Genomic DNA, 14,967 nt, shown 5'->3' with positions numbered 1-14,967 from the left:
CATAGAAACTAACTTAAAATTAATGAAAAAATTATTATTCACTGCTGCTGCGTTATTGCCTTTAGCAGTATTTGCACAAAAGCCTTTTAGCGTAACCGGCAATATCAAAGGGCTGAAGACAGGTGATAAAGTTTACCTGGTTTACAAAGCCAACGATGCTGATGTCACAGATTCCGCCTTGGTTAAAGACGGGACTTTTGCATTTAAAGGAACGCTTACAGATCCGGTCAGGGCCAATTTGTTCCTGAACAAAAACCCTTTCGTATCACCTCCCATGCCTGGAGAAATACTGGATAACACCGGGATATACATTGAACCTGCAGTAATTAAGCTAAGCGGAACGGACTCCTTGAAAAAAGTTACCGTGAGCGGCTCTTTGATCAATGATGATGATAAAAAACTAAAAGCCCTGACCAAACCTGTGACTGATCAGCTGAACGCTATAAATGCAGATTACATAAAGCTGTCAGCAGAGCAGAAGAAAGATGAAGCAATAGTTAAACCATTGCAGGAACGATATGAAACCATTGTAAAGGGTTTGCCGCCTATTTATCTGAGTTATGCAAAAAATAATCCGAAATCTTATATCAGTTTGTCGGCTATCGGTCAGCTGGCGGGCGACCCCGAACAAGCATCCGGGGCAGAGAAGGCATTCGCTGCGCTTAGTCCTGAGTTAAAATCGACTAAAGCAGGAAAAGGCCTGGCGCAGCTTTTTGCTGCTGGAAAGAGTACTGCAATAGGTGCAGTGGCCATGGATTTTACTCAAAACGACGTGAACGATAAGCCCGTTAAGCTGTCGGATTTCAAAGGTAAGTATGTATTGCTTGATTTCTGGGCTTCATGGTGCGGACCATGCCGGGCCGAAAATCCGAATGTAGTAAAAGCATACAATGCCTTTAAGGATAAAAACTTTACTGTACTGGGTGTGTCTTTGGATCAGCCTGGTAAAAAAGAGCTATGGCTTCAAGCGATTGAAAAGGACGGATTGACCTGGACACATGTTTCAGATCTGAAGTTTTGGGACAATGCCGCTGCGAAACAATATGGTGTCCGTAGCATCCCAGCCAATTTCCTGATCGATCCGACAGGAAAGATCATCGCTAAAAATATAAGAGGAGAAGAACTGCAAACAAAACTGGCAGAAGTGCTGGCAAGTAAAACAAAGTAACCGTTCTCTTCTCAGGCCGGGACACAGCTCCCGAAGTTAATTCGGGACAGGTAACGAAATACACCTTTTCAGAGAAGAGACATGTAAGGAAAATATGGCGTATAAAAAAAGCAATGGCAATTTAATTGCCATTGCTTTTTTGTTTAGGAATGCAACCAGATTGAGCCGTGTTTACAGCCATCAATTCTCTAATTGGACAGGTTTATCTCTTAAAAAACAAAGTTCAGAACACTTCCGGCAATGGACATCACCACAGCGATGACGATTGCAGGTATGAAGCCCTTGATCTGGAAATCCGAAAACAGGATGTCCGCTATTTTGATCATTACGGCAGTGACCACCAGATGGATAACAAATGACAAAAGCCCAAAGGTGACAATATTGAGCGGGAACCTCAAAAACCAGCCTAATGTCGCGTTCAGTATACCAATCACCAAAGCCACCAGCACAGCTGTTGTAAAGTTTTTAATGGTTACAGTCGGTAATATATAGGTCATGCCCAATAGTACTCCAGCGTTGAGGAGTAGTGTCAAAATGAAGTTCATGCAGGCAATTTAGAGAAAATCCATTGATTTTTCTCCGTCCTTCTGCGCATTTGTAGTGCAGCAACTGCGCTATTGATGCGGTTAAAGGTTCATTTAAGGGCAGAAGGTCCGGAGGAGAAACGCAAGCAGGCGAATTCAGCTATTCGCCTGCTTTTATTTTACTTTTTAAGTACCTTAAACATTTCATCACATACACACAAATAAATGCCTGAAATGCAAACTAGTTTTTTAAATATCACGGCGAAAGCCGCGGTACTCTTACTGCTGATTACCTGCGGGTCTTCGCTACAAAGTTATAGTCAAACAGATTTGTCTACTGATTATTTTAAGATCAGGATCAATAATAAAGGCTTTATCACCAGCATGAAAAACATCACGGTCAGGCCTGAGCGTGAATTTAGTCCTGCTGACAAACCCTCGCCACTGATGAGTTTGTATGATAGTAAAAAGAAAGTTTACTATCAGCCGACTGGTGCGACCTATAACAAGGCCAGTCAGACCATACGGCTGAAATATCAGAATGGGTCGGTGGCCAAAATCAGTATCGTGCCCAAAACGAAATATTTCAAACTAACCTTGCTGTCGCTCAGTAACCGAAAAAGTATCGATGTCATCCAGTGGGGAAACTATCATACCAATATTAACAACCTCCTGGGTGAAATCATTGGTGTGGCAAGAGATACCAGTACTGCGGTAAACTATGCCATTGGCATGCTTGCCCTGAACGACAAGACCATAAGCGGACTGGCTGAGACCATCGGCGATGCCGCACCGTTCCAATACATGATACACACGCCGGATGCGAAGCGTTTTCCTTTGCCTAAAGACCTTTATGAAGGGCAGATTTTTACACTGGGCGGAAATGGCATCAGCGATGTCGCTTTTTACGCTCATAAAGAACCATGGTACAGGATTATGTATGGTAACGCAGCCCTGGTAGACAAAAAGGGGCAAATATCCATTGCTTATCAATCCAGGGACAGGTCTTTTGAAAGGGAGATCTTTTTCTCATTGATGCCCAATATGGAGGCCAATAAACCAAACCACCTGCAAGTGCAGCCACTGCCTGTGGATTACATCGGATCCTCTGTAGCACTATGGGGAAGTCCGGATAGTACAGCTTTGCTGGATGTGATCCAAAAAATTGTTTTAGCTGAAAAGCTTCCTCATCCGACCATTAACGGAAAATGGATAAAAGATCCTGCTGCTTTTGTTCCTGATGTACTTACCGCCGGTAATTTAAACGACAGCATCATCTCTTATGCATCAAGACTTGGTTTTAAAGCAATAAGTCTGTACGATCAGGGGTTTTTAAGGGCTGACCGTGGCAACAATGGTTATATAGACGGGAAGAATTTTGAGAAAAAACCAATAAAATTAACAAGCGGAAATGTTTCACACAGCGAGTTTTCAGCTATGGCGGCCAAACGGGGCATTACTATAGGCAGAACCCCTATAACCACTGCTTTGGCACCGGGCACTATGGACGCCAGCCCAATGCCAAGCGATAGCCTGTGCTATCAGCAAAAGCGTCTGCTGGTGAAAAGCATCAGTGCAACAGATACCGTTATTCTTGTTGATGACCCGGTACATCTTGACGAGATTGCGAGTTGGGAAGGCCATTGCGCCAACTTAAATATGATCAAAATCGGTAAAGAACTGATCCATTATATGGGGGTATCCAAAGATAAACCATACCGGCTTTTAAATGTAAAGCGGGGATACTGGAAAACAACTCCGTCAAATCATGCCGGCAGAGATACCATTTATAAACTCCAGGTCACGGTCAACTATGGGTACGATGGCGTGGTTCCAAATATGCAGTTGCAGGATGAAATAGCGGAGCACTTTGCGGAGATCTGTAAAATCAACGGCCTTGCTTATTATGATTTCGACGGGCAGGAGTTTTTGTTTAATAATGGACATGGCTATTATTCGACCAAGCGTTTCTTTAGTAAAATGTTTGAAAAAGCTGCGCAACTGGGCGTTCCCTATATTCGTTTTACCGGGGCAACATTGTCTGAAGGCTCATGGCATTATCAAAGCATCTGGAATGTTGGCGGGGGAAAGAATTTATATGATGTGGATACCAGGGAGTGGGGCAGTACTACCAGCCAGGGCAAAGACCTCAGAGATGTAACCTATGCCAATTTTTTTCCTGTGGGTATGGGCGGTAATTTCCCGGTCAAAGCGAAATCTAAACTTGAAGATTATGAACATGTCCAGGCCATTTCAGTTGGCGTTGGAACTACCTATAGCCTGACACTCAATCAGAAAGATGTGGAAAGCTGCCCCCAGAAAGATGCGATCTTCAAAGTCATCAGAACCTGGGAAAATGCAAGGGCTGCCAACGCTTTTCCGCGGAGCGTAAAAAAACTGCTGGCGGATCCGGCAAACAGCTGGCGCCTGGAGCAGGTTGACAATAATAACTGGAAGCTTTATACGATACAAAATGGAGCAAAGGGTGTGGCTTTTCACTTGTCAAGGGATATAAAAAATGGATATTGAATCGGTAGTAATGAGGGCAAATTAGTTTAACATCTCATGGAACGTCGACTGTCAAGGAAGCACGGCAATTTAAATAAAAAGCGGTGAGCGATCATACCGATCTTTCACCGCTTATCTAAATTAACGCTCTCGGTATATAATACGATCTTAACTGCCGATTATTATATCCGGATCAAAATATTTTTTATTTATTTCCTGCAATAGACTTTTGGTCCGTCCGGATCAGTGCCAGCATTTCACCTTTAGGCAGCTCCCGTGCGGTATAATAGATCCTGAGGTCATGATTCGCATTGGCTTTTTCTATTTTGAACAATTCCTTTACTGGTATGGTCATACTTAAGTTAGCATTGGTTGCATTAGGGAACTCCCATTTTTTCAACACCGTCCCTTGCTCATTTTTTACTGCAATGCTTCTGTCTGTACCTGCCCCTTTTACCATGCAATGCGTATAGATGATGCGGAGCTGGTCATCTGCTGTGGCCTTATCCAGTTGGAGTGTTCTTAAGTTCAATGGCTGGTTTACAGCGTGTTTCAGAATGAGTTTGTCATTGAGGTACACCGCGTAAGTGTCCAGGCCCAGACTGCCGGTAAAACCAAAAGCAATAAAGCATAATGTAATCAGGGTAAATAGCTTCATAAACGCCTGATTGAATGTGGAGTGTTTCATATTGAAATTTTTTAAATAAAAGATCAGTAAGTATCTGAGGACAATATTAGGCGAAAAGGAAAGTATATAGAAAATTAGTAGATGAACTGCCTGAATAATAGACTCAGGGGTAAAAAGTTGCGGGGGAAATAATGAATTGAAAACTGATTTGTATCTTGGTTGTTATATACCATAAGATCTTCTAGTTATGCAGCTTTCTTTATACGGAAAAATCTATGCAATTACTGCAGTCCTGACCCTGGCCGCTGTCTGCAGTGCCTTTTCACAAAAGACAGAAAGCAAATATTTCAGAGACGTTACGACGACCCATTTACCCCTTGATCCGGAATCGCACCCTTTGGATGTGGTGCTGGCTGATGTAGACAAAGACGGGGACCTGGATGCGGTATTGGCACTGGAAAACCTGCCTAACCGTTTGTACCTGAATGACGGTACAGGAAAATTTACCTGGCAGAAAGATGTCTTTGCAGAAAAAAAGCACGATACAGAACACGTACGTGCAGGAGACTTTGACAAAGATGGAAATCTGGATATGGTCTTTGTTGCAGAAGACGACCAGAACCATGAGTTCTATTTAGGAAATGGTGACGGAACGTTCAGAGATGTGAGTGACCGGCTGCCCGCAAAAAGCGAAGCAAATGGCCTGGATATCGGGGACGTGAACGGAGATGGCCTGCTGGATATTGTCGTTGGAAATACCGGTCCGACACCGCAGAATTTCCTGTGGCTCAACGACCCGAAAAAACCCGGATACTTTATTGATTATACAAAAGAGGGTTTGCCGGCCTTGCGCTGGGAAACACAATCAGTCAGGTTAGCGGACTTAAACGGTGACGGAATTCTGGATTTAATTGCAGGAAACGAGGTTCCTCCTAACCGTTTATTCTTTAATGACGGGAAGGGACATTTTACAGAACACGCAGAAAAACTGGAGCTTCCGGTTCCTTTACACACCAGGGAAGTATTGGTGTTTGATGCAAACGGAGATAAAAAACCAGATATCCTGTTTCTTAACCTGACCAGCAATGGCGGCCCATTTGAAAAGGACCCGACTGCCCGTTTGCTGATCAACGACGGCAAGGGGAACTTTAAAGACGAAACGGCAAAAAGAATCCCAAAGCAGGAATATTCTACTTATGCAGGAGCAGTTTTTGATTTCAACCATGACAAACATCCAGACATTATCCTGAGTGCGCTCAAAATTCCTCCTTTCGGTCCGATGCAGATGCAGGCACTGCAGAACGATGGCAAAGGGAATTTTAAATCAGTGACCAATGAAGTCATTCCCGAATCTACAACAGGCAGAAGCTGGGGAATTGCCGTTGGCGATGTAAACAAAGATGGCAAACCTGACCTTTTCATTGGCCAGTGGGGTACACAGGCAAGATTGCTTTTAGGAAAATAAGGCCTGACTTATGCAGAAAGAATGATGATTTACATCAAATCAAATCCTATATCTTCTCTGAAATACTTACCATCGAAATAGATACGCGCTGCATCTGCGGTAGCCGATTGCAGGGCTTCAAACTGTCCGTCCTGCAGGCTGGTTACAGCGATCACCCGACCGCCGTTGGTTTTGACTATACCACCTTCAAGGGCAGTGCCTGCATGAAATACGATGGACTGGCGTACATTATCGATGCCCGAGATCGACTTTCCTTTTTCGTATTCTCCAGGGTAACCGCCAGCTACAATCATAACAGTAGCCGCATTTTTTTTACTGATCTTTAGATTATAATCTTTCAGCTTTTTCTGTGATACCGCCAGGAACAGCTCAACGATATCGTTTTCTATCCTCGGGATCACGCTTTCTGTTTCAGGATCACCCATACGGCAGTTATATTCAATGATCATCGGCTTGTCACCTACTTTAAACAGGCCAAAGAAAATAAAACCGGTATAATCTATATTGTCTTTTTTCAGCCCGTTGATGGTAGGGATGATGATGCTTTGCTCTACCTCCTTAAGAAATTTTTCATCAGCAAACGGAACAGGAGAAACTGATCCCATTCCACCTGTATTTAGTCCGCTGTCTCCCATTCCGATTTTCTTATAGTCCTTTGCTTCAGGAAGAATGACATAATTGTCACCATCGGTCAGTACAAAAACAGAAAGTTCAATTCCGGTAAGGTACTCTTCAATCACAACCAGGGCCCCTGCCTGTCCGAATTTACCGCCCAGCATCAGCTTCAGCTCTTCCTGCGCATCAGCAACGGTTTCACAGATTAAGACTCCCTTGCCGGCGGCCAGTCCGTCGGCCTTTAGTACAATGGGAAGGCTGTGGTTTTCAAGGTATGCAAGCCCCTGCTCCAAAGTTTCGTTAGTAAAAGACCTTGATCCGGGAGTAGGAATATTGTGACGGGCCATAAACTGCTTGGAGAAGTCCTTGCTGCCTTCCAGGATAGCGCCTTCTTTTTTAGGGCCGATCACAGGAATTTGTGATAGTGCTTCATCTGCAGTAAAGAAGTCATGGATGCCGTTCACCAGAGGTTCTTCCGGCCCTACTACCACCAGCTCTATGTTTTCTTTAAGCACCAGTGCTTTTACTGCTTCAAAGTTATTAGGATTTAAGACGACGTTCTTTCCGTATGCGGCAGTTCCGCCATTGCCGGGCGCAATGATCAGCTTGCTGCACAGCTCTGACTGACTGATCTTCCACGCAAAGGCACTTTCTCTTCCTCCTGACCCCAATAGCAATATATTCATGAGTGTATGTTATTTTAAAGTTTGGTATAAGGTGGCAAATATACCGCATAGATTTTGGTATGTAAAAGATTAAAATTAGATTTGCCCGCAACATGAGACATATTGTTACCTTATCCCTTGTATTTTTTAGTCTGACCCATCTGGCAAAAGCAGAGCGGGTGGAGGGGTTAAGGCTCATTACCGAAAAATACTGCAATAAACAGCACAATGGTACAGAACTGGTAAATGTTCGTTCGAGCCAGCCTGATGATCAGCACCATCCTTACTTTTTATCTTCGAGTGAGCTGACCTCAATCGGAGTATTGCCTGTCATGCGCATCGCAAAATACAGGTCCTGCAACCAATCCATTACCAACCTCGCTATAAGGGAGAAACCCAAGAACAACAGCCCTTAATCTAATGCTATCGTCATCCTGAATTTATTTCAGGATCTCGTACATGCCTTAGCCTCTGCTATTCCGGGCTCCTGAAATAAATTCAGGATGACGTGATACAAACATTAGGCACACCAACAACTGACAATGTGGCTTAAGCGCCTGTTGGCCTGGTTGTTGTAAATCAACGTATTTTAAAAATAATATTAATAAACAAACATAAGAGATGTTAGGATTTTTAACCAAGATATTTGGAAGCAAATCGGATCGGGATATTAAACTGATACAGCCTGTAGTCGCCCAGATCAATGAAGAATATGCAAAGCTCGCTGCATTAAGCAATGATGAGCTCCGTAATAAAACAGTACATTTTAAATCGGTTATCGCTGAGGGTTTAGCCGAGATTGATGAAAAAATAAGTGGTTTAAAGGCTGAAGCTGAGGGCGCCCAGCTCTCACTGGCAGAAAAAACTGCTTTGTACGATCAGATAGATGTCCTGGCTAAGGACCGGGATAAAGAACTGGAAGTGATCTTAAAGCGCATTTTACCCGCAGCATTTGCGGTGGTAAAAGAAACTTCAAGACGTTTTACTGAAAATGAATTCCTCGAAGTTACTGCAACCCAGTTTGACCGCGATTACGCTGCCCGTAAAAAGAATGTCACTATACAGGGCGACAAAGCACTGTGGGCCAACAAATGGGAAGCTGCCGGTAATGAAGTATTGTGGAATATGGTCCACTACGACGTACAGCTGATCGGTGGTGTGGTCCTTCACGAAGGAAAGATCGCCGAGATGGCAACTGGTGAGGGTAAGACCCTGGTGAGTACACTGCCGGCATATCTCAACGCGCTGGCCGGACAGGGAGTTCACATTGTAACGGTGAACGATTACCTGGCACGACGTGACTCGGAATGGAACGGTCCTTTGTTTGAATTCCACGGACTGAAAGTGGATTGCATAGATAAGCATGAGCCAAACTCCCAGGAACGCAGAGATGCCTACCTTGCCGATATTACTTACGGAACCAATAATGAATTTGGATTTGATTACCTGCGCGATAACATGTCGCAGACCCCTGATCAGCTCGTACAGCGCAAGCTGCACTTTGCAATGGTCGATGAGGTCGATTCGGTACTGATCGATGATGCGCGTACTCCTTTGATCATATCAGGTCCGGTTCCTTTTGGTGACCAGCATGAGTTTCATGAGTTGAAACCACGTATTGAACGTTTGGTAACGGCGCAGAAAGAGTATGTGACCAAAGCTTTAAATGAAGCAAAAAAGTTAATTAATGAAGGCAAGCCCGGAACTGAAGAAGGAGAAGGCGGCCTGGCGTTATTGCGTGCACACCGCGGTCTTCCAAAAAATAAAGCGCTGATCAAATTTTTGAGTGAGGGAAGTAATAAACAAACCTTGTTGAAAACAGAGAACCATTATATGGCTGATCAGAGCAAGAACATGCCGAAGGTTGATGCTGAGCTTTACTTCTATATTGATGAAAAGAACAACCAGGTTGAACTGACTGAAAAAGGTATTGAACTGATCACAAAATCGGGAGAAGACAATAATTTCTTTGTGCTTCCTGACGTAGGAACCGAGATTGCGGAGATCGAAAAATCATCGCTGGAAAGTGAGGAGAAGATCGCTCAGAAAGACGCATTGATGCGTGATTATTCGATCAAGGCTGAGCGGATCCACTCCGTAAATCAATTGCTGAAGGCCTATACCTTGTTTGAGATCGATGTGGAATACATCATTGACGAAGGCAAGATCAAGATCGTAGATGAGCAGACAGGCCGGATCATGGATGGCCGCCGTTATTCTGACGGACTGCACCAGGCTATTGAGGCGAAGGAAAATGTGAAAGTAGAGGATGCTTCACAAACTTACGCTACAGTTACTTTGCAGAACTTTTTCAGGATGTACCATAAGCTTTGCGGTATGACGGGTACTGCGACTACGGAGGCCGGTGAGTTCTGGTCTATCTATAAACTGGACGTGGTAGAGATACCTACCAACAGGGCCATCACCAGAAAGGATGAACAGGACTATGTGTACCGTACCGTACGTGAAAAATACAATGCGGTAGCGGAGGAGATTGTAAAACTGACAGAAGCGGGCCGTCCGGTACTGGTGGGTACTACATCTGTTGAGATTTCTGAATTGCTGAGCCGGATGCTAAAACTGCGTGGCATCAAACACAATGTGCTGAACGCTAAAATGCACCAGAAAGAGGCAGACATTGTGGCCGAAGCCGGTCAGGCAGGTCAGGTGACCATTGCCACCAACATGGCCGGTCGTGGTACGGATATTAAATTGGGGCCTGGCGTAAAAGACGCCGGAGGTCTGGCTATCGTTGGTACAGAACGTCATGAATCCCGTCGTGTAGACAGGCAGCTGCGCGGACGTGCCGGTCGCCAGGGTGACCCGGGTTCGTCCCAGTTCTTCGTGTCCCTTGAAGACAACCTGATGAGGTTATTTGGTTCTGAAAGGATCTCTAACATCATGGTGAGAATGGGCATTGAAGACGGGGAAGTGATCCAGCACTCAATGATCACCAAATCCATAGAACGTGCACAGAAGAAAGTAGAGGAAAATAACTTTGGGATCCGCAAGCGCTTGCTGGAATATGATGATGTGATGAACTCCCAGCGTTCAGTGATCTACGCTAAACGCAGAAACGCCTTGTTTGGTGAGCGTCTGGATGTAGACATGAGCAATATGGTGTTTGATGTTGCTGAAGATATCGTATCGGAATACAAAGAGGCCGGTAACTATGAAGGATTTAAGCTGGAAGTGATTAAGAATTTCTCTGCAGATACTTCAATTGATGAGAATGAATTTGCGTCGAAAGGAATTCATCCACTGACGGATAAGTTATTTGAAGAGGTAACCTCATTTTACGTGAGAAAATCTGATGCGATCACAGACCAGGCCATGCCGGTCCTGAAACAGGTATTTGCGGAGCGTGGTGAGCAGATTGAACAGATCATCGTTCCGTTTACCGATGGTGTGCGTCACATACAGGTTCCGGTAGGACTGAAAAAAGCGATAGATAATGGCGGCCGCGAAGTGACCAAGTCATTTGAGAAAACCATCGTGCTTGCTTTGATCGATGAATCCTGGAAAGAGCACCTGCGTGAAATGGACGAGCTGAAGCAGTCTGTTCAGAATGCGGTTTATGAGCAAAAGGACCCTTTGATCATTTATAAAATGGAAGCGTTTAACCTGTTCAAAAACATGCTGAATGCGGTAAATAAAGAAGTGGTCAGCTTCCTGTTCAAAGGAGGGATTCCGGTACAGACAGATCCCAATGACGTAAGAGAAGCGCAGGCCCCGAGGCCCGCTCCAAGCAGATTGAAGATGTCTAAACCCGAGTTTTCACAGGCGTCACAGACAGGTATGCCGGAAATGGAAGATACCCGTGAACCGATTCCTCAGCAGCCGGTCCGTAAGGAAGTTACGATCGGAAGAAACGAACCCTGCCCTTGCGGAAGTGGTAAGAAATACAAAAATTGCCATGGTGCAGGTTTGTAATTTGTAATAAACGTATAGAATGCCGAGTTTTGTAAAAAAGAACCCGGCATTCTTTTTTAAATCCCGGCTCATGAGAATAGCGATTACCTGTGTGTTTTGTTTTTTTGCTGCTGGCGCGTTCGCGCAGTCCAGGGGAGTGGTCACCATAGTGAAAGACCCGATGATAGACAGCCTGATCGCTAAAAGGATCGTGCTGAACAACATGCCTTCGGGAAGCGGAACCGTAAAACCCGGAGCTGTGGTTTCTCAGGTGGGCTACCGGGTACAGGTGTTTTATGGTTCTGACAGAAGAGAGGTTTTTAGTCAGCAGGCCAAATTCAAATCCCTATACCCGACTTTAAATACTTATATCACCTACAAGGAGCCCAATTATTACCTGCGCGCAGGAGATTTCAGAACCCGGCTGGAGGCGCAGCGTCTGATGAATGAGCTCAGGCCCGAATTTCCCACTCTTTTTATCTTCAGGGAGAAAATTAATGCACCTAATTTAGAATACGAAAATGATAAATAAAGATAAGATCCAGCACCTTTCAAGTGATATATTTGAACAGGTAGTCGGGTATCGCCGGCATATTCACGCCAATCCGGAACTGTCCTTTCACGAGTATGAAACTTCCGCTTTTATCAAGAAGCTATTAACGGACTGGGGGATTCCTTTTACGGAAATGGCAAATACAGGTGTGGTGGGATTGATTGAAGGAGAATTGCCTTCAGACAAGATCATTGCGCTGCGCGCAGACATGGATGCCCTGCCCATACTGGAGGCAAATGAAAAACCTTACACTTCAAAGAATAATGGTGTGATGCATGCCTGCGGGCATGATGTGCACAGTTCTTCTTTGCTGGGTACCGCATTTATACTGAACAGCCTGAAGGCTGAATTCGGCGGCACGGTCAAACTGATCTTTCAGCCCGCAGAGGAGTTGCTTCCGGGTGGCGCAAGCATCATGATTAAAGAAGGCGTGCTTGAAAACCCTAAGCCACAGCACATTGTTGGCCAGCATGTCATGCCGCTGATCGACGCCGGCAAAGTAGGCTTCAGATCAGGTATTTATATGGCTTCCACTGATGAACTTTATGTGACGGTACATGGCAAAGGCGGGCACGGTGCGCAGCCGCATCAGAACATTGATCCGGTGCTGATTGCATCGCACATCATTATAGCTTTGCAGCAAATTGTGAGCAGGAACGCTGATCCGCGTCTGCCTTCCGTACTCTCTTTTGGGAAAGTGATCGCAAATGGTGCGACCAACATCATCCCAAATGAAGTAAAAATAGAAGGTACTTTCAGGACACTCAACGAAGAATGGCGCAAAGAGGCCAAACTGCTGATGAAAAAAATGGCAGAAGGAATAGCTGAAAGTATGGGCGGCAGCTGTGAATTCAGGATCATGGATGGCTACCCATACCTGATCAACGAAGAAAAACTGACCGCCAGTGCGCGTGCTTACGCCGAAGATTACCTCGGTAAAGAGAATGTGATAGATCTGGACATCTGGATGGCAGCTGAGGATTTTGCCTATTATTCGCAGGTTACCGATGCCTGTTTCTACAGGCTGGGTACCGGCAATAAAGAAAAGGACACTTGTTACTCCGTACATACACCAAGGTTTGATGTGGATGAGGATGCGCTAAAGGTATCTACCGGGTTAATGTCGTATATCGCACTGAAGCAGCTGGGCAATTAAGCTTTCTATGAATATACATGTATCCTGATAATACACACGCCATCCTGACCTGTAGCGCAGCGGAAAGCTACGCAGTAAAATGAATTTGGGATGACGACCGTATACAAAATTAAAATAGATGAAAAAATTACTTTGGGCGGCGTTGATGATATTTTATATTCAGAGTAGTATAGCCCAGGAGATTAACAGGTTCAATCCTGATACCATTAAAACCATACAACTGGACTCTGTAATCAATATCAAAGCGCAGAAATTTGGTGTAGAAACCTTTATCAATGCCATCATCAGCGACAATAGTTTTTACCAGGCGTTCAGGAACATGAAAAAATACAACTTCATCGCAGAGAACAATATCTATACTTACAACAAAAGGAATAAGGTCGACGGGCGCATTTACCGTAAGATCAGGCATACCAATGAAGGCGTAAAGAAAATGGAGTATCTGGCCAAACGGGATACGGGAAATGTGTATAAAAAGAATGGCAAATACCAGCTGTACACCCTGGAGATGTTCGACTACATCTTTATGAATGCTTACCAGACCGGATTTGTCGCTGAAGGCCCTATGATTGCGGGCAAAGCGGGAGATACCAATGAAAGCTATAAGGATAAATTAAAGACCCTGATCTTTGCGCCCGGCAGGCCAATTAAAGGATTGCCCTTCATTGGCAGCAAGACACAGATCTTTACAGCCAATATGCGGCAATATTATGATTATGCTTATCAAAGCGGCACCTACCTGGATTCCATACCGGTTTACTGGTTTAAGGTGACGGTAAAGAAAGACCTGAGCAACAGCACAAAAAAAGGGCTGATGATCAAGGAGCTGACGACCATTTTTGACAAGCGCACTTTTGAGATCCTGGGGCGTTATGTGGATATGAAATACAGCAACCTGTTGTTTGATTTTGATGTACAGATGAACATCGAAACCAGCTACTTTGGGGAAGAGAAACTGCCAGCCAAAATTACTTACCAGGGCAACTGGGATTATCCCTTCAAGAAAGAAGAAAGGGCAAGTTTTTTAATTGTACATAAGGATTACCATCTTGGAAAAGGCAAGTAATTTTTTAACTTCGTGAGGTAAATAAAATCAAAAACATAAGTATGAAAACCTTATTGAAACCTATAGCCTTATTTTCTGCATTTGCCATGATACTGCTCTTGTCTGCCATGAACCTGAAGCCTAAAAAGATCATCTTTTTTGGAGATTCCATAACCCAGGCAGGCGTGAAGCCCGGAGGTTATGTGGATCTCATAAAAAAAGCACTCGATTCGTCCAAATACGAGGTGATAGGTGCCGGCATCGGAGGAAATAAGGTATATGACCTGTACCTGCGTATGGAAGATGATGTGCTGAATAAAAAGCCCGATGTAGTCGTGATCTATATTGGTGTAAACGATGTGTGGCATAAGCAATCCAGCAGAACCGGTACCGATTATGATAAATTCATCCGTTTTTACGAAGCGCTGATCAAAAAGATCCGCGCTAACGGAGCCAAAGTGGTATTGTGTACCCCTGCTGTGATCGGTGAGAAGAAAAACAATGCCAATGAAATGGATGCTGACCTCGATAAATATTCAGGTGCCATCAGGGACATCGCAGCAAAAAACAACCTGCCGCTTTGCGACCTGAGGACTATATTTAAAACATACAATGCGGAGAATAATATAGAAGACAAAGAAAAAGGCATCCTCACTTCCGACGGCGTGCACCTGAACGCTAAGGGAAACCAGACGCTGGCGGACAATTTACTTCCACTGGTCCAATAA

At 44.5% G+C, this 14,967-nt stretch carries 12 protein-coding genes; 9 read left to right on the top strand and 3 right to left on the bottom strand.

Features of this window, described 5'->3' with window-relative positions; all coding sequences use genetic code 11:
• The first annotated feature begins 22 nt into the window (after positions 1-22).
• Entirely contained in the window at positions 23-1,168 is a 1,146-nt protein-coding gene (locus QEP08_RS15895) for a TlpA disulfide reductase family protein (protein ID WP_285059525.1), read from the top strand.
• A 209-nt stretch (positions 1,169-1,377) separates the two neighbouring features.
• Here the strand turns inward: QEP08_RS15895 and QEP08_RS15890 are convergent, their stop codons facing one another.
• The gene (locus QEP08_RS15890; protein WP_285059522.1) at positions 1,378-1,713 is read right to left on the bottom strand and encodes a phage holin family protein; all 336 of its coding nucleotides are present in this window, start codon (positions 1,711-1,713) and stop codon (positions 1,378-1,380) included.
• Between the two features lie 213 nt (positions 1,714-1,926).
• Between QEP08_RS15890 and QEP08_RS15885 the strand changes: the two genes are divergently transcribed.
• A complete protein-coding gene (locus QEP08_RS15885; RefSeq protein ID WP_285059519.1) occupies positions 1,927-4,221 on the top strand; it encodes a hypothetical protein in 2,295 nt (764 codons plus the stop codon).
• A gap of 184 nt (positions 4,222-4,405) precedes the next feature.
• On the opposite strand, the gene QEP08_RS15880 is transcribed toward QEP08_RS15885, so the two are convergent.
• Positions 4,406-4,888 (bottom strand): hypothetical protein, encoded by a 483-nt coding sequence (locus QEP08_RS15880; RefSeq protein ID WP_285059517.1) that lies wholly within the window; start codon positions 4,886-4,888, stop codon positions 4,406-4,408.
• Positions 4,889-5,075: 187 nt separating this feature from the next.
• Between QEP08_RS15880 and QEP08_RS15875 the strand changes: the two genes are divergently transcribed.
• Positions 5,076-6,293 carry an FG-GAP repeat domain-containing protein gene (locus QEP08_RS15875; protein WP_285059515.1) on the top strand — a complete coding sequence of 406 codons (1,218 nt, stop codon included), beginning with the start codon at positions 5,076-5,078 and terminating at the stop codon, positions 6,291-6,293.
• A 29-nt stretch (positions 6,294-6,322) separates the two neighbouring features.
• Here QEP08_RS15875 and purD read toward each other — a convergent pair whose 3' ends face one another.
• Entirely contained in the window at positions 6,323-7,594 is a 1,272-nt protein-coding gene (gene purD / locus QEP08_RS15870; RefSeq protein ID WP_285059513.1) for a phosphoribosylamine--glycine ligase, read from the bottom strand.
• A 92-nt stretch (positions 7,595-7,686) separates the two neighbouring features.
• Here purD and QEP08_RS15865 point away from each other — a divergent pair, with 92 nt between their 5' ends.
• The 6 genes from QEP08_RS15865 (at position 7,687) to QEP08_RS15840 (ending at position 14,967) form a co-directional block, all read left to right on the top strand.
• Positions 7,687-7,989, top strand: a complete 303-nt coding sequence (locus QEP08_RS15865; protein ID WP_285059511.1) for a hypothetical protein — start codon at positions 7,687-7,689, stop codon at positions 7,987-7,989.
• A 205-nt stretch (positions 7,990-8,194) separates the two neighbouring features.
• A complete protein-coding gene (secA, locus tag QEP08_RS15860; protein WP_285059508.1) occupies positions 8,195-11,506 on the top strand; it encodes a preprotein translocase subunit SecA in 3,312 nt (1,103 codons plus the stop codon).
• 70 nt (positions 11,507-11,576) lie between these two features.
• Positions 11,577-12,017, top strand: a complete 441-nt coding sequence (locus tag QEP08_RS15855) for an SPOR domain-containing protein (protein WP_285059505.1) — start codon at positions 11,577-11,579, stop codon at positions 12,015-12,017.
• The gene (locus QEP08_RS15850) at positions 12,007-13,194 is read left to right on the top strand and encodes a M20 metallopeptidase family protein (RefSeq protein WP_285059503.1); all 1,188 of its coding nucleotides are present in this window, start codon (positions 12,007-12,009) and stop codon (positions 13,192-13,194) included. Before QEP08_RS15855 ends, QEP08_RS15850 begins: the two co-directional genes overlap by 11 nt.
• Before the next feature lie 118 nt (positions 13,195-13,312).
• Entirely contained in the window at positions 13,313-14,260 is a 948-nt protein-coding gene (locus QEP08_RS15845) for a hypothetical protein (protein WP_285059502.1), read from the top strand.
• Positions 14,261-14,301: 41 nt separating this feature from the next.
• Positions 14,302-14,967, top strand: coding sequence for an SGNH/GDSL hydrolase family protein (locus QEP08_RS15840; protein WP_285059500.1), 666 nt, complete (start codon positions 14,302-14,304; stop codon positions 14,965-14,967).

This window comes from Pedobacter ginsengisoli, from assembly GCF_030244015.1.
Lineage (GTDB): Bacteria > Bacteroidota > Bacteroidia > Sphingobacteriales > Sphingobacteriaceae > Pedobacter > Pedobacter ginsengisoli.
Note: the sequence above shows the minus strand (reverse complement) of the source record. Positions and strands in the feature narration are given on the sequence as shown.